This window comes from Longispora urticae, from assembly GCF_053902585.1.
Genome location: NZ_JAQZSH010000019.1, coordinates 99,825 through 118,427, shown reverse-complemented (window position 1 = coordinate 118,427; position 18,603 = coordinate 99,825). Strand labels below are relative to the sequence as shown.

19 protein-coding genes are annotated in these 18,603 nt (G+C 73.5%); 4 read left to right on the top strand and 15 right to left on the bottom strand.

The genetic code is table 11. From position 1 onward, the window contains the following. The gene (locus PT931_RS09925; protein WP_456245412.1) at positions 1-663 is read right to left on the bottom strand and encodes an HAD-IA family hydrolase; all 663 of its coding nucleotides are present in this window, start codon (positions 661-663) and stop codon (positions 1-3) included. 50 nt (positions 664-713) lie between these two features. On the opposite strand from PT931_RS09925, the gene PT931_RS09920 reads away from it, so the two are divergent. Both PT931_RS09920 and PT931_RS09915 read left to right on the top strand, forming a co-directional pair. Beyond that, the gene (locus PT931_RS09920; protein WP_456245411.1) at positions 714-1,295 is read left to right on the top strand and encodes a helix-turn-helix domain-containing protein; all 582 of its coding nucleotides are present in this window, start codon (positions 714-716) and stop codon (positions 1,293-1,295) included. Between the two features lie 56 nt (positions 1,296-1,351). Further along, positions 1,352-4,474 (top strand): BTAD domain-containing putative transcriptional regulator, encoded by a 3,123-nt coding sequence (locus tag PT931_RS09915; RefSeq protein ID WP_456245410.1) that lies wholly within the window; start codon positions 1,352-1,354, stop codon positions 4,472-4,474. A gap of 36 nt (positions 4,475-4,510) precedes the next feature. Here PT931_RS09915 and PT931_RS09910 read toward each other — a convergent pair whose 3' ends face one another. From PT931_RS09910 to PT931_RS09895, 4 genes are all read right to left on the bottom strand, one after another. Continuing rightward, positions 4,511-5,260: an ABC transporter permease gene (locus PT931_RS09910; protein WP_456245409.1), complete on the bottom strand. Its 750-nt coding sequence runs from the start codon at positions 5,258-5,260 to the stop codon at positions 4,511-4,513. Continuing rightward, positions 5,257-6,195, bottom strand: coding sequence for an ATP-binding cassette domain-containing protein (locus PT931_RS09905; RefSeq protein WP_456245408.1), 939 nt, complete (start codon positions 6,193-6,195; stop codon positions 5,257-5,259). The genes PT931_RS09910 and PT931_RS09905 overlap by 4 nt, the downstream gene beginning before the upstream one ends. Positions 6,196-6,505: 310 nt before the next feature. Continuing rightward, a complete protein-coding gene (locus PT931_RS09900; protein WP_456245407.1) occupies positions 6,506-6,979 on the bottom strand; it encodes a DUF1772 domain-containing protein in 474 nt (157 codons plus the stop codon). 1 nt (position 6,980) lies between these two features. After that, positions 6,981-7,373 (bottom strand): DUF4267 domain-containing protein, encoded by a 393-nt coding sequence (locus PT931_RS09895; protein WP_456245406.1) that lies wholly within the window; start codon positions 7,371-7,373, stop codon positions 6,981-6,983. An 88-nt stretch (positions 7,374-7,461) separates the two neighbouring features. Between PT931_RS09895 and PT931_RS09890 the strand changes: the two genes are divergently transcribed. Both PT931_RS09890 and PT931_RS09885 read left to right on the top strand, forming a co-directional pair. Continuing rightward, positions 7,462-8,037, top strand: coding sequence for a TetR/AcrR family transcriptional regulator (locus PT931_RS09890; protein ID WP_456245405.1), 576 nt, complete (start codon positions 7,462-7,464; stop codon positions 8,035-8,037). A 503-nt stretch (positions 8,038-8,540) separates the two neighbouring features. Beyond that, positions 8,541-9,059, top strand: coding sequence for an NUDIX domain-containing protein (locus PT931_RS09885; protein ID WP_456245404.1), 519 nt, complete (start codon positions 8,541-8,543; stop codon positions 9,057-9,059). Positions 9,060-9,414: 355 nt separating this feature from the next. Here PT931_RS09885 and PT931_RS09880 read toward each other — a convergent pair whose 3' ends face one another. The 10 genes from PT931_RS09880 to PT931_RS09835 all read right to left on the bottom strand — a co-directional run bounded on the left by PT931_RS09880 (position 9,415) and on the right by PT931_RS09835 (position 18,537). After that, positions 9,415-9,849 carry a VOC family protein gene (locus PT931_RS09880; protein ID WP_456245466.1) on the bottom strand — a complete coding sequence of 145 codons (435 nt, stop codon included), beginning with the start codon at positions 9,847-9,849 and terminating at the stop codon, positions 9,415-9,417. 261 nt (positions 9,850-10,110) lie between these two features. Continuing rightward, entirely contained in the window at positions 10,111-10,839 is a 729-nt protein-coding gene (locus tag PT931_RS09875) for a dienelactone hydrolase family protein (protein ID WP_456245403.1), read from the bottom strand. Between the two features lie 259 nt (positions 10,840-11,098). Continuing rightward, a complete protein-coding gene (locus PT931_RS09870) occupies positions 11,099-11,935 on the bottom strand; it encodes a phosphotransferase family protein (protein WP_456245402.1) in 837 nt (278 codons plus the stop codon). Positions 11,936-12,059: 124 nt separating this feature from the next. Further along, positions 12,060-12,644, bottom strand: coding sequence for a DUF4352 domain-containing protein (locus PT931_RS09865; protein WP_456245401.1), 585 nt, complete (start codon positions 12,642-12,644; stop codon positions 12,060-12,062). Between the two features lie 54 nt (positions 12,645-12,698). Then, positions 12,699-13,727, bottom strand: coding sequence for a hypothetical protein (locus PT931_RS09860; RefSeq protein ID WP_456245400.1), 1,029 nt, complete (start codon positions 13,725-13,727; stop codon positions 12,699-12,701). A 163-nt stretch (positions 13,728-13,890) separates the two neighbouring features. Beyond that, a complete protein-coding gene (locus tag PT931_RS09855; protein ID WP_456245399.1) occupies positions 13,891-14,757 on the bottom strand; it encodes an SDR family oxidoreductase in 867 nt (288 codons plus the stop codon). A gap of 96 nt (positions 14,758-14,853) precedes the next feature. Further along, a complete protein-coding gene (locus PT931_RS09850; RefSeq protein WP_456245398.1) occupies positions 14,854-15,348 on the bottom strand; it encodes a hypothetical protein in 495 nt (164 codons plus the stop codon). 99 nt (positions 15,349-15,447) lie between these two features. After that, positions 15,448-15,966 (bottom strand): MarR family winged helix-turn-helix transcriptional regulator, encoded by a 519-nt coding sequence (locus PT931_RS09845; RefSeq protein WP_456245397.1) that lies wholly within the window; start codon positions 15,964-15,966, stop codon positions 15,448-15,450. Between the two features lie 16 nt (positions 15,967-15,982). Then, on the bottom strand, positions 15,983-16,858 hold the full coding sequence (locus PT931_RS09840) for an acyl-CoA thioester hydrolase/BAAT C-terminal domain-containing protein (RefSeq protein ID WP_456245396.1): 876 nt from the start codon (positions 16,856-16,858) through the stop codon (positions 15,983-15,985). A 197-nt stretch (positions 16,859-17,055) separates the two neighbouring features. Further along, on the bottom strand, positions 17,056-18,537 hold the full coding sequence (locus tag PT931_RS09835; protein WP_456245395.1) for a diguanylate cyclase domain-containing protein: 1,482 nt from the start codon (positions 18,535-18,537) through the stop codon (positions 17,056-17,058). Positions 18,538-18,603 lie beyond the last annotated feature (66 nt).

Genomic DNA, 18,603 nt, shown 5'->3' with positions numbered 1-18,603 from the left:
TCAGTCACCGGGCCCGGCCGGCGGCAGGCTCAGCGTCACCCCGGTCGCGGTGACCGTCGCCCGGACGGGACGCAGGTCCGGTACCCACGCGTCCAGCTCCGCGCGCTGCGCCCGGACCGCCGCGCCGAGGCCGATCCGGGCCATGCCGGCCCCGCGTGCGGCGGCCAGCCCCGCCGGGGCGTCCTCCACGACGACACACCGCTCGGGGGGTACGCCGAGGGCGGCCGCCGCCGCGAGGTACCCCTCGGGATCGGGTTTGCCCTCGCCCGTGTCCTCCGCGGCCACCAGCACCGTGGGCAGGGGCAGGCCGACGGCCCGGAGCCGGCCGGTCGCGACGAGCCGGGTGCCGGAGGTGACCACGGCCCAGCGGTGCGCGGGCAGCGCGGCGAGCAGCCCGGCGGCGCCCGGCACGGCCCGCAGCCCGGTGAGGTCGGCCTCCTCGGCGGCCACGATCCGCCGGGTCTCGGCGACGGGGTCGAGGTGCGGGGCGAGGAGGGTGACCAGGTCGAGGTCGCGCCGGCCGCGGGAGAGGGCGACCGCGGCGTCGGCGTCCAGGCCCCGGCTGACCGCCCAGGCGCGGAGGATCCGCTCGATCAGCGCCAGGGAGTCGACCAGCACGCCGTCCAGGTCGAACAGCACGGCTTCGGCGGGGATGATCTTCATACCCCGAGCCTGCGTCACCGGATAACGGAAGTCCATAGCAAGATAGTGGCATGGATGACCTGGCCCGCACCCTCGCCGTCAACCTCCGGGCGGCCCGCGCGCACCGAGGCTGGACCCTGGACGAACTGGCCCGGCGGAGCGGGGTCAGCCGGGGCATGATCCACCAGATCGAGGCGGCCCGGACCAACCCGAGCGTGGCGACCCTCGCGCACCTGTGCGTCGCGCTCGACATCCCGGTCAGCGACCTCGTCGTGCTGCCGCCCCAGCTCGGCCACCTCGCCCGGCGGGCGGACGCGGTGACCTACCCGCACGGCGCGGCCCTGCTGCTCGCGGACGGCCGGCACGAGGTCTGGGAACACCGGCTCGCGGCCGGGGCGGAGATCCCCGACGCGAGCGGGCATCCCGCAGGTACCCGCGAGTTCCTGCACGGGATCTCCGGCGCGGTCACCGTGGAGATCGGACCGGCGGTGTTCGAGGTCGGGGCCGGCGACACGCTGTCCCTGCGGGCCGACCGGGCGCACACCTACCGCAACCCGCACGCCGAACCGGCCCACTACCTGGTCGTCGTCGTCTACCACGGCGAACACGACAGCCGTTACCCCGTCACCGGGAGCGGCCCCACGGCCCCCTGAACACCGCCCCCGCAGCCCCCCGGACCCCACCCGCCCCCCGTGGCAGAATCACCCGGATGCGCATCGGGATCCTGGGACCGTTCGACGCCCGCACGGACGACGGCGTCCCCGCCGACGTGCCGGGCGCCCGACTGCGCGCCCTCCTGATCGCCCTCGCGCTGCACCCGGGGCACGTGGTCCAGAAGGCGACCCTCATCGACTGGATCTGGGGTGAGCACCCGCCCACCGACGCGGCGAACGCCCTGCAACGCCTGGTCTCCCGGCTCCGGAAGACCCTCCCGGACGGCCTGATCGAGGGCCAGACCGGCGGCTACCGGCTGACGGTGGCCCCCGACGCCGTCGACGCCGTGCGGTTCGAACGCCTCCTCGGTCGGGCCCGCGACGAGGAGGGCCCGGGGCGGGTCCGGATCCTGCGCGACGCCCTCGCCCTGTGGCGCGGCACCGCCATGCAGGACGTCGGCCTGCAGGACAGCGCGGCCTTCGACGCGGCGGCCGCCCGCCTGGAGGGGCTGCGCCTGGCGGCCCTGGAGGACCGGTTCGACGCGGAGGCCGGCCCCGGGCTGGTCGCGGAGCTGACCGACCTGGTGAACGCCCATCCGGTGCGCGAACGACTGGTCGCCGCGCTGATGCGTTCCCTCGCCGCGGCCGGCCGCGACAGCGAGGCGCTCCTCGTGTACGAACGCACGAGAGCGGCGCTGGCCGACGCGCTGGGTGTCGACCCCTCGGCCGAGTTGTCCGCCGTGCACGTCGCGCTGCTGCGGGGCGAGCTGGGCCGGCGCGAGGAGAACCGGAGGACCAACCTGCGTGCCGAGCTGACCAGCTTCGTAGGCAAGGAGGGGGACGTCGCGGCCGTCCGCGAACTCATCGCCGGACACCGGCTCACCACCCTGATCGGGCCGGGCGGCTCGGGCAAGACCAGGCTGGCCACGGAGACGGCGGGCACGCTGCTCGACGCACTACCCGGCGGTGCGTGGCTGGTGGAACTGGCGGCCATCGGTACCGACGGTGACGTGGCGCAGGCGGTGCTCGCCGGGCTCGGTCTCCGGGACACCCTGCTCGGCGCGGCCCCGAACGCGGATCCGGTGGACGGGCTGATCGCGGCGATCCGGGACCGGGAGGCGCTGCTGATCCTGGACAACTGCGAGCACGTGATCGAGGCGGCGGCCCGGTTCGCCGACCGGGTGCTCGGGGAGTGCCGGCAGCTGCGGATCCTGGCGACGAGCAGGGAACCGCTCGGCATCACCGGTGAGGCGCTGTGGCAGGTCGAGCCGCTGGCGGTGCCCGCCGACGCCAGCCCCGCCGAGTTCGCGTCCTCGCCGGCGGTCCGGCTGCTGCGGGACCGGGCCGGGGTGGTGCGCAAGGATCTCGGGGTCGACGACCACACCCTGGCGACGATGGTCCGGATCTGCCGCGCGCTGGACGGCATGCCGCTGGCGATCGAACTGGCCGCCGCCCGGCTGCGCACCATGACCGTCGACCAGCTCGCCCACCGGCTCGACGACCGGTTCCGCCTGCTGACCAGCGGCAGCCGGATCGCACTGCCCCGGCACCGGACGTTGCGCGCGGTGGTCGACTGGAGCTGGGAACTGCTCACCGACGCCGAGCGGACGGTCCTGCGCCGGCTCTCCGTGTTCTCGGGCGGGGCGGGCCTGGAGGCAGCCGAGCGGGTCTGCGCCGGGGAGGTCGTCGAGCGCGACCAGGTGCTGGAGCTGCTCACCTCGCTGGCCGAGAAGTCCCTGCTGGTCACCGAAGGCGACGGTGTTCCGCGGTACCGGATGCTCAGCACCATCAGGGAGTACGCGGCGGACCGGCTCGCCGAGGCCGGGGAGCCGGACCTGGCCCGCCGGGCGCATCTCGCGTACTTCACCGAACTCGCCGAGACCGCGGAGCCAGAGCTGCGCCGCGCCGGTCAGCTGGGCTGGCTCGCCACGCTCGAAGCCGACCACGACAACATCAGCGCCGCGCTGCGGGGGGCGGTCGCGGCCGGGGACGCGCAGGCGGCGATGCGGCTCGCGGCGGCCGCCGGCTGGTACTGGTGGCTGGGTGGGCGCCGGGCCGAGGGCATCGAGCTGCTGATCGCGGCCACGAACGTACCCGGGGACGTGACGGACGAGGTCCGGGCCATGGCGTACGGGATCGTGGTGCTCTTCGTGACCTCCGGGCGGGGCGACGAGCACCTGGGCGCGGAGTGGATCCACAAGGCGTACCGGTTCAGTGAGCAGAGCCGGCACCACAACCCCCTGCTCGGGCTGGTGGTCCCGCTCGAACGGATGCTCCGGGCGCCGGAGGAGGCGGTGCCGGCGTTCACGGAGCTGCTGGACAGCGAGGACCCCTGGGTGCGCGCCCTGGCCCGGATGCAGGTCGGCAAGATGGCGTTCATGAACGGCCAGGGCGGCCCGGAGACGGAGGCCCACCTGCGGGCCGCGCTGGCGGAGTTCCGGGCGCTCGGCGAACGGTTCGGGATCTCGCTGGCCCTGAACCAGCTCGCCGACCAGCTCGCGCTGCGCGGCGACCACGCCGGCGCGTGCGAGTACTACGAGCAGGCGGTCGCCGTCGTCTCCGAGGTCGGCGCCGTCGAGGACGTCATCCGGCTGCGGACCCAGCAGGCCCTGATGTACTGGCTGCACGGCGACCGGGACGCGAGCGCCGCCGCCATCGCGGAGGCCGCCCGCTGCGCCGAGGGGGTCACCTGGCCGCACGCGCTGGTCGAACTGGCGCTCGCGAAGGGTGAACTCGCCCGGTGGGGCGGCGACGTCGCGGAGGCCCGGCGCCAGGTCGGCATCGCGACCGCCCTGCTGGGTACCGACGCGGAGCAGGCGAACATCCGCGCCGGCATCCACGACGTGCTCGGCTACCTGGCCGACGACCTCCACGAGGCCCGTACCCGGCGGGTGGCCGCGTGGCGGGCGGCGTCCGAGGTGGGGTACGCGCCGACGACCGCCCAGGTACTCGTCGGGGTCGCGGACCTCGCGCTCCGCCGGGGCCGGCACGAGGAGGCGGCGCGGCTCCTCGCGGCCAGCGTCAGCGTGCGGGGACTGCCGGACCACGCCCACCCGGACGCGGCGCGGATCGAGCGGGACGCACGCGCGCACCTCGGCGGGGAACGGTTCGCCGAGGTGACGCGGGAGGGTGCGGGGGAGAACTGGTCCGAACTGGTCGAGGCGATCCTCGCGCCCTGAGGCCCGGCGCGCGGCCTCCGTGACGCGCTCGGGAGCTCAGGCCCGCCTGTTGAACGTGGACCGCGCCCACAGGTACCCGACGAGCGCGATCCCGACGCACCACGCGAGGGCGGCGATCGCGTCCCCCGTGTCCGGCGCCCCGTTGAGCAGCCCGCGCATGGTCTCGATGATCGGCGTGAAGGGCTGGTACTCCGCGAACTCCCGCAGACCCGGCCCCATCTTCTCCGCCGGCACGATCGCGCTGCTGAAGAACGGCAGCATCACCAGCGGTATGGAGGACAGCCCCGCCGTCTCCGGGGACTTCGCCGCCAGGCCCAGGGCGACCGTGAGCCAGCCGGCGGCGAATCCGAGCAGTACGACGATGCCGGCCACGCCGAGCCAGTCGAGGAGACCCGCCGACGGGCTGAACCCGAGCAGGAACGCCACCCCGACGAGTGCCGCGATGGCGATCAGGTTGGTCAGCACACTGGCGACGACGTGGCCCGTCAGCACCGCGCCCCGGGAGACGTCCATGACCTTGAACCGGTTGATGATGCCCTTGGTCATGTCGGAGTTCACCGAGGTCGCGGTGGCTCCCAGCCCGTAGCAGACCGCCAGCAGGATCAGTCCGGGCGTCGCGTAGTCGATGTAGTCGACGCCGACGTCGAAGGCGTCGCCCATCATGTACACGAACATCAGCATGATGACGATCGGCATCAGGACCGCGTTGAACACCGAGGTCGGGTTCCGGGCGATGTGTTTGACGTTGCGTCGCAGCATCACCATCGACGGGGACTTGGCGCTCATGTCGTGGCCTCCGTGGTGTGGCCCGTCAGGGCGAGGAAGACGTCGTCGAGGTCGGGGGTGTGCACGGAGAACTCCTCGGCGCTGAGGGCGTGCTCGTCGAGCCGGTCCAGCAGGGCCCGGAGCGACCGCGTGCCGCCGTCGCTGGGGATCCGCAGGGTCAGCGCCTCGTCGTCGCGGGTGGCACCGGGGAACAGCCGGGCGGCCGCGTCGAGTTCGGGTACGGCGGTGAACAGGAGCCGGACGTGGGTGCCGGGGATCTGGCGCTTGAGCTCGGTGGGGGTGCCCTGGGCGACGAGCCGGCCCTGGTCGAGCACCGCGACCCGGTCGGCGAGCTGGTCGGCCTCCTCCAGGTACTGGGTGGTGAGGAAGATGGTCACCCCGTCGGCCACCAGTTCGCGGATGATCGACCACATCGTGCGCCGGCTGCGCGGGTCCAGGCCCGTGGTCGGCTCGTCCAGGAAGATGATCCGCGGGTCGCCGACGAGCGTCATGGCCAGGTCGAGCTTGCGGCGCATGCCCCCGGAGTACGTCGACGAGGGCTTCCGCGCCGACTCCGTCAGGTCGAAGCGTTCGAGCAGCTCCGTGACGATCCGCTTGCCCCTGGCGGCGGGGACCCCGTTGAGGTCCACCATGAGCTGCAGGTTCTCGCGTCCCGTCAGCAGCTCGTCCACCGCCGCGAACTGGCCGGTGACCCCGATCGCCGCGCGCACCGCCCGGGCCTCGGTGGCCACGTCGTGGCCGGCGACGCGGACCGTCCCGCCGTCGGCCCGCATCAACGTGCTCAGCACGTTGACCGTCGTCGTCTTGCCCGCCCCGTTCGGGCCGAGCAGGGAGAAGATGGTGCCCGCGGGGACTTCCAGGTCGATGCCGTCGAGCACGACCTTGTCCCCGTAGACCTTGCGCAGTCCTGAGACCGCGATCGCTGGTGTTGGCATGCGGCCAACTATCGGCAGCCGGCCTGACACCACCCTGTCGCGAGCCTGACACGGCCTCTGTCACCGCGTCCTGACAGGGCCGCCAGGTCGTTGGCGTCGAGGCGCCGGGCTGCCGGGCTGGGCCACGGAGCCGTCGGGCCACCGCGTCCGTGGGCCGCTGAGCCACGGAGCCGCGAGCCGCCAGCCGCTAGACCGTGGGGCACTCGGGCTCCCGGCCCGCCGGGGCGGTCGCGTGGTCGGCGCCGGTCGCTCGACGGTGACCCGGCCCGACCCTGACCACCGGCCCCTCCGGCTCCTCCGGCCCCTCCGGTCACGGCAGCGCGAGCACAGCGCACAGCCCGGCGAGCGCGACTCCCTGCAGGACGACCCGGAGCACGATCACGCTGTCCCAGCGGGTCTGCAGCGCACGCGCGTCGACGGGTACCCGGTCCTCCCGGACCGCGGCGGTGAACTGCCGGTTGATCGGCTCGTTGACGAGTTTGTAGACCGCGAGCCAGGTGAGCAGCGCGACGGTGGCCACCGCGCCCGCCGCGAAGGCCGGCCACCGTCCCGCGAACGCCGACGCCGCGGTGGCCAGCACGGTGGCGACGATGCTGAGGATGCCGGGGACCGGGAACCGCCGGTCGCCGTAGTAGTGCGAGTGGCCGGCTACCGCGGTGAGGGTGCGGTCGTCGACCTTCGCCCAGGTGGGGCGCATGACGAGGGCGCCGAGCATGTCGGTGCCGTAGATGGCGCCGGCGGACAGTACCGCGATGACGGCGATGAGCTGGCTGAGGACGTACACGTCAGATCTCCTTCTTGGTGGTGGGCTCGCGGAGCAGCAGGCCGGCGGTGGCGGCCACCGCGACGGCGGTCAGGCCGTGGATGCCGAGGGCGACGGCGCGCGACCCGCCCTCGCTGAGCACGATCACCATGTCGCCGGCGGGGACGAACGTCAGCGCGAGCATCGCCCAGCCCAGCGCCCGGCGGTGCCCGGTGACCAGCAGGGCGAGGATGACCAGCCCGCTGGCGATGTCGCGGACTCCCTTGACGGCCAGGAAGGCCGTGCCGTCATGGGTCGGCCAGGTCGGCACCCCGAACCCGGCGGCGGTCCCGACCGGGTTCAGCAGGTAGCTGATGCCGATGTAGAGGATGAACAGGGCGCCGAGGACGGCGAGACCGGTGGCGAGGCGCTTCATGACTGCTCCAGAATCTAGCGGTGCTAGCAACTGGTGCGACGCTAGCATTAGCCATGCTCCCTTGGCTAGCGGTGCTAGGATTCTTTCCATGACCACACCCGCCCAGCAGCGTCGCGAACGCGAGCGCGCCCAGCGCCACCAGCTGATCATCAGTTCGGCCCGGGAACTGGCCGACGCCGAGGGCTGGGACGCCGTGACCACCCGCCGGCTCGCCGACCGGATCGAGTACAGCCAGCCGGTGCTCTACAGCCACTTCGCCGACAAGGGCGCCATCATCGACGCCGTCGCCCTCCAGGGGTTCACGGAACTCCTGGCCGTGCTGCGGTCGGCCAGGGAGGGCCGGGCGGACGCCGACCAGCTCGGCGCCGTCTCCGCGGCCTACCTCACGTTCGCCGACGAGCAGCCGGCACTCTACGACGCCATGTTCACCCTCGCGTCCGACCTGCCGTTCGGCACCCCCGAGGCGCCCAGCCCGCTGCGGGCGGCGTTCGGGGAACTGCGCGCGGCCTTCGCGGTGCACGCCGGCGGCCGGGACGTGGACGTGCTGACCGAGGTCGGCTGGAGCGCCCTGCACGGGCTCGCCACCCTCACCCGCGCCGCCCGGCTCCGCCCGGACCTCCGCGACCAACGCCTACCCCTCCTCCTGGACCTCCTCCGCGCCTGACCAGGTCCAACCCCGAAGCACAAACGTCATCCGGGTACCGGGTCGGCACAGCCCGAACCCCGAAGCCTGGGGGCGGGGGCCCGCAGTCGGGAGCTGGGAGCCGGAGTCCGCGGCCCGGAGCCCGGAGCCTGGAGCCCGGAGCCCGGAGCCGGGAGTCCGGAGCCGCGAGCCGGGGTCCGCGGCTCGGAGCCCGGAGCCGGAGCCGGAGCCGGGAGTCGGGAGCCCGGCGCTCGAAGCTCGGAGCCGGGAGGCGGGAGGCGGAGTCCGCGACCCGGAGCCCGCAGATCGGAGCTGGGAGCTGGAGCCGGAGCCGGGAGTCGGGAGCCCGGCGCTCGGAGCTCGGAGCTCGGAGCTGGGAGTCGGGGAGCCGGAGTCCGTAGCCCAGGTTCATAGCCCAAAGCCCGGGTCCGGAACCTGGAGCCCGCCGCCCGGACCTGGAGACGAGTCCCGGGCACGCAGGGCGGGCCCGCCGCCGGAGTGCCACGACGGATAGGCTCCCGTGTATGCATGGTCGCCTGCTCGCGGAGATCACCCATGGTGACAACCTGCTCCGGTCCGGACGGACCGTCGGACGTTCCTCGGCGCGCGGGATCGTCCGACGCGGCGGCCGGCTGCTGATGGTGTCCTCCCGCAACGGTGACTACAAGTTCCCGGGCGGCGGGGTCGAGCAGGGCGAGTCCGTCCCGGAGGCGCTGCGCCGGGAACTGGCGGAGGAGTGCGGCGCACGGGTCCTGGCCGTAGGCGACCCCTTCGGCCGGGTCGTGGAATACGCCGTGGCCAAGGAAGTCGGCTACGACCTGTTCACCAACACGTCCTGGTACCTGAGGTGCGAGATCGCCGACGAGCTCGGCGCGCAACAGCTGGAGGACGACGAGCGGGAACTCGGCCTGGCGCCGACCTGGGTGGACCTCGACGAGGCGATCGGGGTGAACTCCGCCCTACTGGCGGGGGGAGGGGCCGCGCCCCGCTGGCTCCGACGCGAGACCGCCGTCCTGCACCTGCTCCGGGACGAGCCCCACTGACCCCCGGGGACGGCACGTCCAGCACCGACGGCGCCGCCGGGACGGCACCGTCAACAACGGCGGCGCTGACCGGACGGCCCGATCACGCCGACCGCTTCGCCGGGACGGCACATCCAACGCGGACCATTCCGCCGAGACGACCCGGTCACGCCGACGTTCTGCGAGGACCTCCCGGCCACGCCGACCGCTGCACCGGGACGGCGCAGCCAACGCCGACCGCCCACCGGGACGACCCGGTCAGGTTGACGTTCCGCGAGGACCTCCCGGTCACGGCGACCGCTCCGCCGGGACGGCACAGCCAACGCCGACCACACCGCCGGGACGACCCGGTCACCCCGACCGTGGCACGGACCCCCTACACGACGCAGAACTCGTTGCCCTCCGGGTCGGCCATCACCGTCCACCCATGCCCGCCCTGCTCACCGTGCCCCGTCACGGACCCGCCCAGCTCCACCAGCCGGGCGACAGTCGCCGCCTGGTCGGGCACGTGCAGGTCCAGATGCAGCCGGTTCTTCACCGACTTCGACTCCGGGACGACCTGGAACAGCACCCGGCCGCCCTGCCCCACCGCGGGGGCGGCGACGGCCGGGTCACGGATCGCGGCGGCCGCACGGAAGGCCGGACGGCCGTCGACCTCGACCACCTCGTCGGGGCTGACCGCGCCGGCGTCGAGCAGCTGGCGGATCAGGGGCGAGTGGTCCTCGATCTCGTAGCCGAGGGCGGCGGACCAGAACGCGGCGAGCAGGTGCGGGTCGGCGCAGTCCACACAGATCTTGAACGAGGTGGTGATCTTCTCCATGTCGACCATCTTGCCCGCCGGGTACGACAAGTCGCGCCCGATCGGGTCGAAACCCCAGGCCAGGGGCACTAACCGCCCCCGGTCGCCGGCGACCCGACCGGGGCCGGCACCGCCCACGTGGCCGGGGTCGGCGCGCTCCGGGCGCGGTCGGCACAGCGACGCCGACCCCGTGCCCGAGGCCGGCCCCGCGCCCGACCGGCGAGGCGCGACTCCCTCCGCGTCGGGACCGCTCGACCCGGGCGCGTTTCCGGTCTAACGCAGGAACGCGCCGATCCGGGCCCACGCGTCGGCGGCGGCCTCGGCGTGCCCGTCCCGCCCGAAGTGGTCCCACTCGATGAAGCCGTGCGGCTGCCCGTCGAAGACCGCGATCTCGTGGGGTACGGCCGCGGCCGTCAGGTCCCGTCCGAGGTTCTCGTGTACCGAGCTGGGCACCTCGGTGTCGGCGCCACCGAACACGCCCAGCACCGGCACCCGGATCCCGGACGCGAAGTCCTCGGGGAGCGCCGCCGACGCGCCCATCGCCCCCACGTACGGGCAGATGCCGATCACACCGGCCAGGCCGAGGTCCGCGGTGCCCGCGTACAGCGCGTTGGCGCCGCCGATGCAGAAGCCCGCCGCGTACACCGGTCCGTCGCCGGACGCGCGCAGATGGGCCACGGCCGCCGCGATGTCCTGCAGCACGAGCTCGCGGTCAAAACCCTCACTGACCTTCTTGTCGTACTCCTCGCCCCGGGCGGCCGGCCCCAGCGTCCGGCCGTAGTAGTCGATGACCAGCACGTCCGCTCCGGTGCGGGCGAACCGGCGGGCCAGCTCGCGGAACGGGGAGCGCATCCCGCCGACGTCCGGGAGCAGTACCAGCCGCGCGCCGGTGGGCTCGGACGCGGTGGCCAGGTAGGCACCGAAGCGGGAGCCGTCGGCGGACGTGAGCTCGATCAGCGGCTCGGCGTCGGTGGGCACGGAGGCGTCGTTTTCAATGCACATACATGCACCCTAAACACGGGGTCAACGGAAAATCCCGCTCCCACGGACGCGGTGGCCCTTGCTGACCAGGCGCGTCATCCTTCTTGTCTGATCGCCTCCATCAGCAGCCCAGCAGCCCAGCAGCCCAGCAGCCCGGGAGTCCGGGAGTCCGGCAGCCCGGGAGCGCCGCCGGCCAGCAGCCCGAACGCCGCGGCCCCGCAGCCTCCGAGCCCCACAGGCCCCACAGGCCCCTCGGCTCCGCGGCCGCGCGGGCCCGTGGTCACCGGTAGCCGAGGAGCCCGTCGTCGAGGTTGGCGGTGTCCCCGCTGCGCGCGGCCGGCAGCGCCTGTTGGAGGGCGAAGGCCGCCTGGACGAGCTGGGCGCTCCGGAGCGTCCCGGTCGGGCAGCCGGCCTGTTCGGCCGCCTCGGTGGCGACGGCCCAGCCGTAGGTCGCGGCGATGGACGCCACGTCGTCGGCGGGACTGCCGAGGTGCAGCCCGTCCCAGTCGACGACGCCGGTCAGTCCCACCGGCGGCCCGGGTTCCCACAGCAGGTTGTCGCCGCCGAGGTCACCGTGGACCAGGACGGGAGCCCGCGGCGCGGGCAGGGCCACGACGGCGTCGAGCTGCTGCCGGGCACGCCGGCGGCCGGCTGCGGACATGAGGCCGAACAGTTCCGCCTCGACCTCGGCGGCGAAGCGCGCCCACCGGTCGGGCAGACAGGCGTCGACGGTCCCGGCCAGCCGCGGGGTGAGCCTGGACAGCGCGGCGAGGACCCTGCCGAGTTCGATACCCGTCCGGTGGTGGCCGTGGCCGGGGCCCAGGGGCTGACCCGGCACCCGGGTGGTCGCCAGGTAGCACCGGCCGACGGGCTCGTCGGGATCGACCGGCGCCAGCGGTACCGGCACGGCGAAGTCCGGACCGGCCCCGGCCAGTGCCGTCAGCACCCGTGAGCGGTGGGGGAGCAGGATCCTGGCCGCCTCGGTGCGCGGAAAGCGGTACACGGTGTCCGCGGTCAGCACCACGTCGTGGAACTGTCCCTGTCGGAGAACGCGTTCGCCGTGCGGGTGCAGTTCGTGCCGCTCACTGATCACGGCCGCGTAGCTGGACAGGTCCATGGCGCCAGTCTGCCGGGGGCGGAGGCGCACAGCCAGCGGGATTCACCCCGGTGCCGCGAGGACCAGACGGGAACGTCCTGGAAGCCGGTGGGTACCGACTTCCAGGACGTCGACCGCGGGGTGGTCAGACCGCCCAGGTCCCGACGGCCTTCTCCCCGTCCAGGATCTGGATCTTGGCACCGGTGACCTTGGCCGCCTCGGCGCCGAACACCACGAGGCCGGAGACCTTCTTGCCCGCCTCCAGGGGGCCGTCCTCCAGCGCGCCGGCGAAGGCCAGGCTGCCGAGCAGGTCGGCCTTGAACTGCTGGTCGGCCGTCGCCAGCTGGAACAGCGCGTTGGCGTCGATCTCGAGGGTCGGGCCGCTGACGTGCTCGATCTCGACCTTGGCGGTGGCGTACTTCTTGCCCTTGGACTTGAACGGCTCCTCGGTGGGGGCGTTCTCCGGCTTGACGTCACTGACGGTGACCTTGAGCTTCGTGGAGCCGACGGTCACCTCCACCGGGGAGCCGAGCTTGGCCGCCGAGCCGGCGGCCGGGGCGCCGGTGGTCGACGCCGCGCCGGGCGTACCCGTCGTGGAGGTCTTGACCTCGGGCTTGTCCGACTTGTTGTCCGAGCCTCCGCACCCGGACAGCAGGCCGAGCCCGACCAGGCCGGCTAGGGAGACGGCCGCGACACGACGGACGAGCACGGGGGACATGGATGCACGCATGGATTCTTCCTTTGTGGGGTGGGTACGAAACGGGCGGTCGCGTGTCGGCCGGACTCAGTTGAGTTCCTCGATCAGGGTCGCCGTGGTGGCGCCCTCGTAGCCGCGCTGTTCGGTGTAGGTCAGCAGGATGCCCGCGAAGGTGAGCATCGCCAGCGGAAGCTCCAGCAGCAGGCCGAGGAGCGCGGAGATCGCCCCCGCGGTGATGATCGCGGACGCGTCGTGGGTGACGTCGCCGGCCGCCGCGCCGATCTGGTCGAAGACGTTGCCGGCGAAGCTGACCGCGACCGTGGCGACGAGGAGCAGGGCCAGCCGGCCCAGGATCCGACCCAGGTTGTTGTTGAAGATGCTGAACGACCGGTTGATCGGGCTGCCGCCGCGCTCGAACAGGAAGATCGGGCCGACGAGGGCGGTCGCCGCGTAGACGTAGATGCCGGGCAGGATGCAGGCCAGGACCCCGAGCGCCGTGAGCAGTGCGACGACGACCTGCCAGCCGAACAGGCCGAGGCAACGGCGGAAGCCGTAGGACAGGGCCTCGCCGAGCCGCACCGGGATCCCGCCCGCCTGGCGGGTGGCCGCGTAGGTCGCGGCGGCGTAACCCGCCGACCGGAGCACGGTGAGGACGAGGATCACGATCAGGACGACGCCGAGCATGGGCAGCAGGGTGGACAGGAACCGGTCGTCGTCGAGCTCACCGTCCACGGGGTGTCCACCGCCGAAGGCCGGCAGGTCCAGCAGCGCGACGGCGAACACGATCCCGATCCCCGCGGTCGCCAGGATCGGCAGGATCTGGGTGATCGCGAAGATGGCCAGCAGCGACGTCCAGCTGCGCTTGAACATCGCGGCGATCCGGCGGAACCAGCCGTCGATGCCGGTGTGCGGCGGGTTGACCAGCGGGTCGTCCGCGGCCTCGGGGACGAACCCGGGGACCGTCCACTGGCCCTCGGGCGCGGGTGGAGCGCCCTGCCACCCGGGCGTCCCGGAACCGCCCTGCGACCCGGGGTCCCCGGACGGGGCCGGAACCTCGGGCGTTGCCCGGCCCTCGGGGGCGACGTGGTTCTCAGGACTGTGCGAGGGGTCGGTCACGAAGGCTCCATGCTCGGAAGGGGCCTTCATTATGTACGCGGCCGGCCGACGGCACTGCCCCGTCTGAACTGGGGCTTTTCTTCAGAATCATGGTGTTCGGAGGACCGGAGCCGTCTTCCCGGGGCAGGGGCCGGCCCGACGTGTCTCGGGCCGGCCCCGCCGGCTACCGGAACTGGTGCAGGTTCTCGCGCAGGTAGGCGGTCAACGACCGGGGCGGCCGGCCGAGGATCCGCGCGACGGTGTCGGTGGGCGTCTCCGGCCAGGTGACGGCGAGTTGCTGGATCTCGACGACGTGGGCGGCGAGCCAGTCGGGCATGCCGGCGTGGTCGACGAGGTTGCGGCGCATCGCGTCGGGCGGCAGGTCCACGTAGCGGACCGGTCGGCCGAGCAGGGAGCTGAACACCTCGGCGAGCTGCGGGTACGTGTAGGTCCGGTCACCCGTCAGCGTGTGGGACCCGCCCACGAACTCCGGACCGGTGAGGACGGCGGCGGCGACGTCGGCGATGTCGCGGCAGTCGACATAGGTGCAGGCCGCGTCGCCCATCGCGCCGAGGATGACGTCCTGTGCGGTGATGGTGGGCGCGAGGTGGGGGAGTTTCTGCAGGAACGCGTACGGCCGCAGCACCGTGTGCGCGAGGCCGGACGCCCGGAGGTGTTCCTCGATGGTGTGGTGCCAGCGGGAGAACCGCACCGGTGACGCGGGCCCGACCGCCGGGGCGGAGAGTTTCACCACGTGTCCGATGCCGGCTTCGGCGGCGATGTCGATGATCCGGGTCTCGAGTCCCACCTGCGCGGGACTGTTGGCCATGGTCAGGAACAGCTGCTCGGCGCCCTTGAACGCGACCCGCAGCGAGTCGGGGTCCCCGGCGTCGGCGGCGCGGATCTCGACCGGGCCGTCGGGGAGGCCGTCGAGGCGGGCCCGCAGGGTGTCGGGGTCGCGGGTCACCGCCCGCGACGGGACGCCGAGGGTGGTGAGCCTGGCCAGGAGTGCGCTGCCGGTGGATCCGGACGCTCCCATGATGACGATCATCGTGTGCCCTTCGGGTTGGTGCGGCGATAGCGCCGCAGGAGGTGGTACCGCGGCCGGGTTGGGTCCGGCCGTCGGTGGAATGGGCGTGGCCGCGGGTCAGGCGCCGGGCGTCGGGCCCGCCAGTTCGGCACGGCGTCGTGCTCCGCGCCACCGCCAGGGGATGACGGTCGCGGCGACCGCGGCGGACAACGGCAGGTCCCACTGGACGCGTGCCGGCAGCGGTCCGTCGAGGGGCCCGAACCCGTCCGGCAGCCAGGTCAGGGCGCCCCACGCGAGCAGGCCCGCGACGGTGGCCGCGACGGCGACGAACCAGACCACCAGTACCGGCCGGGGGGCCGTGGTGGTCCAGGGGCGCCGGACGCCCCGGCGTTGCAACCAGAGGCCGACCAGGGCCGCGACGACGGCCGAGGTGCCGGCGATCGACGTGAACGCGGCCAGCAGCAGGTCGCCCTGCCCGGTGATCAGGCCCCCGGCGCCGGCCATCACCGCCGGGGACAGGTAGGCGACGAGGACCTCGCGCCACAGGACGAACCGTCGCGGTCGGGACCGCGGGCGCCGGGCGGTGGCCGGTGACGCTGTGGTGGTGCTCAAGGTGACCCCCTGGAGATAATTAGCTGGCTAACTATATGGTCGCAGTGCGGGCGCGGTCGGATGGTTGCGTGGAGAAGAACCCTGACGGAACGGGTGGTACTAGTCCTCGGTCAGCGCCGCGACGCCCCGGGTGACCCTGCCGAGCAGCTCCAGGAACACCGTCCGCTCCCGCGCGCTCAGCCCCGAGACCATGGCCTCCAGGCGTCCGAAGTGCTCGCCGGCCAGGTCGCGGAGCTTCTGCGCGCCCCGGGCGGTGAGCACGACGACGGCGGACCGCCCGTCCTCGGCGGAGGACCTCCGCAGCACCAGGCCGTCGCGTTCGAGGCGGTCCACCAGCCCCGTCACCGTCGCCCGGGACACGCCCATGCTCGCCGCCAGGTCCGACGGGGACTTCTCGCCACCGTGGTCCTCGAGGTCGGCGAGCAGCCGGTACCGGCCCGAGGACAGGTCGAACCGCGCGAAGTGCACCTCCGCGGCCTGGCCGAGCCTGGCCCCGGCCGCCATCAGCCGCACCGCCACCAGGACCGCCTGGGGGTCGACGTCGAGACCGTACCGGCGGAGCTGGCGCGCGGCCTGGTCCAGACTCGGGGTGTCGATGGCCGGATCCTCGTTCACCATGAACATAGTATGGCAGCTAATTAGTTTGCCTGCCACTCCGGGGAGGCCGCGGCCCGCCGAGTGCGGCGAGGATGACCGGCCACGCCTCGGCGCCCAGGGCGGCGTCGGCCTCCGCCGTCCCGCCGTAGACGAACCGGCCCGGGGGACCCGACGGCCCTTCCCCCGGCAGGCGAACGCGGTGCCCGGCGTCGGGTGAGGTGACCGACCTGGCCGGCCGCCCCGCCGACGCGCGCCGCGCGGCCAGCTCCCGCGCGAAGACGACCGACGGCCACATCTGATCGTCCCCACCCGCGACCAGCACGATTTCGGCGGCCGACTCCTCGATCGGGATCACCGCCGCGCGCGCCGCCTCCGGAAAGGTCCGGAGGCTGGCCTCGTAGTGCGCCCGGTAGGCGACCGGTGCCCCGCCCGAGCCCCAGTCCTCGTCGTAGGGGACGAACGGAACGGGCTCACCCCGCCAGGTCCAGGAAGATCGATACGGGTACGTGACCCCGTCGGCTCCGGGCCCCACATTCGCCCAGGCCACGGAGGTGGGGGACAGGGCCACCACCGCCTGGACGCGCGGATCCCGGACCGCCAGCAGCAGGACGGCCTCGGCGCCCTTGGACACGCCGAGCGCGCCGATCCGCTCCGCACCCCTGGCCCGCAACAGGTCGACGGCCGCCACGAAGGTCTCCAGTGGAAGCTCACAGATCCCCGGAGGTTGGCCCCCGCCGCCGAACCAGCGGATCGACAGGGCGGTCAGCCCCTCGCGGGCGAGGACGCGGCAGCGTTCGGAGTCGACGCGGCCGCTCGAACCGGCCAGCACCAGTACGCCCGCCGGGCTGCCGCCCACCGGCTCGACCAGGACGCCCTCGAAGGGGGTGCCGACCGCGTACTCGACGACGTCCATGGTCCTCCCCGGGTGCTCGGGCCGCCGCGCGGAGCGGTTCGACGCTCCCGCCGGGGATGTCCCCGAGATTAGCTGAGAGCGCCCCAAGGCTCGGCGAACCGGCGAACCGGCGAACCGGCGAACCGGCGAACCGGCGGACCGGCGCACCGGACCCGGGTGCCACTCCCGGGCGCGGTGCCCGCCGCGTCCGCGCGCCCTCAGCCGGACTTCGCGTGCAGCATCGCGAGATCGGCGACCTCGAAGGCCCGGGTGAGTTCGGTGCGGCTGTCGAGTTCGGCCAGTCCGATCGTCAGCGTCACCGGCGTACCCGGGACGACGCCCGCCCAGTCGTGCGCCGCGACCGCCCTGGCCAGCCGGTCGCACACCTCGTCGGCCTCGCCGAGCCGGGTGTCGGGCAGGACGAGCACGAACTCGTCGCCCCCGTACCGGGCGAGGAAGTCCCCGCCCCGCAGTGTCCGGGTGAGAATGGCGGCGACCTGTTGGAGGACCACGTCGCCGGCGAGGTGCCCGTGCACCGTGTTGACGGCCTTGAACCCGTCGAGGTCGGCGACCCCGATCGTGCCGTACGTGCCGTGCCCGGTCAGGTCGGCCACGTACCGCTCCAGGTGCCGGCGGTTCGGCAGGCCGGTCAGCGCGTCGGTGTGCGCCTCGTCGGCGTACCGGGTGACACTGCCGCGCAGCTCGTCGTGGTCGAGGCGCGCCGTGATGCCCTCGAGGAACATGTTGACCATCCGGCCGGTGCTCCGGGCGAGCTTGCAGGCCACCACCCGCTCGGCGGCCAGGGCGGCGGCGTGGTCCCCGCGCGCCGTGTGGGCGAGGGACCGCAGCCGGGGCGCCTCGGCACCGCCGAGCATGCAGTAGGCGTCGGTGGCATCGTCGAGCAGCCGCAGGGCGAGGTCGGGTTCGCCCCGCCCGATGGCCAGGCACGCCTCGCCGAGCTGGCGCAGTTCGACGCACTCCTCGTACGGTTCGAGGTCCACGAGCAGGAGCGCCCGTGGGTCGGTGGCGGGCGGGTCGCCGAGTGCGGCGAGCCGGGCGGCCGCGTACCCCAGGTAGCGCAGTTCGAACGCCGACACGGTGCCGGGGCCGAGCGTGCGCACCAGGTCGCGGAGGACCCGGGCGCAGCCGTCGGTGTCGCCCTGGTGGTCGAGGGACACGGCGTAGCGGACCCGGATCTCGGGGTGCGCGAAGTCGACCGGGTCCAGGCCGGCGGCGAGGACCACCTCGTGGCAGCGTTGCTGGGTCTCGACGGCCAGTTGGGGGAAGCCGGCGCAGGAGTAGGTGACCGCCAGGTCGAGCCAGGCGACGGAGGCCTGGAAGTCGGGGGTGCGGGCCTGTTCGAGGGCGCGGGTGCCCTGGGCGAGGTGGTTCATGCACCGGCCGAGGGAGCCCTGGTGCAGGGCGACGTTGGCGGCGAGGGCGTGGAACTCGCCCCGGAGTGCGGGTTCGTCGCATTCGGCGAGCGCGGCGTGCACCCGGTCCAGGACCGGCGGGCACTCGTCGATCCGGCCGAGGTTGATCAGGGCCGCGAGTTGGATCACGCTCATCCGGACGCGGTCGACCGGGTCGGTGGCCAGGGCGGCGCCCCGCTCGGCCAGCGCGGCGGCGGCGGTGGACCGGCCGTCGCGGATCAGTTTGCCGATCTCGGTGACCGTCGGCGGGGCTTCGATCTTCTCCATCACCTAACGTCACCTCCTCTTCACTATCAGATCATCAATTGTCGCTCGCGACGCGGCCTGTCCGCT

Bases quoted from the DNA above. Each gene is read 5' to 3' on its own strand.
- PT931_RS09915 (WP_456245410.1), top strand. From the start codon at position 1,352: ATGCGCATCGGGATCCTGGGACCGTTCGACGCCCGCACGGACGACGGC.
- PT931_RS09905 (WP_456245408.1), bottom strand. From the start codon at position 6,195: ATGCCAACACCAGCGATCGCGGTCTCAGGACTGCGCAAGGTCTACGGG.
- PT931_RS09845 (WP_456245397.1), bottom strand. From the start codon at position 15,966: ATGGTGAACGAGGATCCGGCCATCGACACCCCGAGTCTGGACCAGGCC.
- PT931_RS09875 (WP_456245403.1), bottom strand. From the start codon at position 10,839: ATGTGCATTGAAAACGACGCCTCCGTGCCCACCGACGCCGAGCCGCTG.
- PT931_RS09890 (WP_456245405.1), top strand. From the start codon at position 7,462: ATGACCACACCCGCCCAGCAGCGTCGCGAACGCGAGCGCGCCCAGCGC.
- PT931_RS09855 (WP_456245399.1), bottom strand. From the start codon at position 14,757: ATGATCGTCATCATGGGAGCGTCCGGATCCACCGGCAGCGCACTCCTG.
- PT931_RS09910 (WP_456245409.1), bottom strand. From the start codon at position 5,260: ATGAGCGCCAAGTCCCCGTCGATGGTGATGCTGCGACGCAACGTCAAA.
- PT931_RS09885 (WP_456245404.1), top strand. From the start codon at position 8,541: ATGCATGGTCGCCTGCTCGCGGAGATCACCCATGGTGACAACCTGCTC.
- PT931_RS09835 (WP_456245395.1), bottom strand. From the start codon at position 18,537: ATGGAGAAGATCGAAGCCCCGCCGACGGTCACCGAGATCGGCAAACTG.
- PT931_RS09925 (WP_456245412.1), bottom strand. From the start codon at position 663: ATGAAGATCATCCCCGCCGAAGCCGTGCTGTTCGACCTGGACGGCGTG.
- PT931_RS09865 (WP_456245401.1), bottom strand. From the start codon at position 12,644: ATGCGTGCATCCATGTCCCCCGTGCTCGTCCGTCGTGTCGCGGCCGTC.
- PT931_RS09920 (WP_456245411.1), top strand. From the start codon at position 714: ATGGATGACCTGGCCCGCACCCTCGCCGTCAACCTCCGGGCGGCCCGC.
- PT931_RS09870 (WP_456245402.1), bottom strand. From the start codon at position 11,935: ATGGACCTGTCCAGCTACGCGGCCGTGATCAGTGAGCGGCACGAACTG.
- PT931_RS09895 (WP_456245406.1), bottom strand. From the start codon at position 7,373: ATGAAGCGCCTCGCCACCGGTCTCGCCGTCCTCGGCGCCCTGTTCATC.
- PT931_RS09840 (WP_456245396.1), bottom strand. From the start codon at position 16,858: ATGGACGTCGTCGAGTACGCGGTCGGCACCCCCTTCGAGGGCGTCCTG.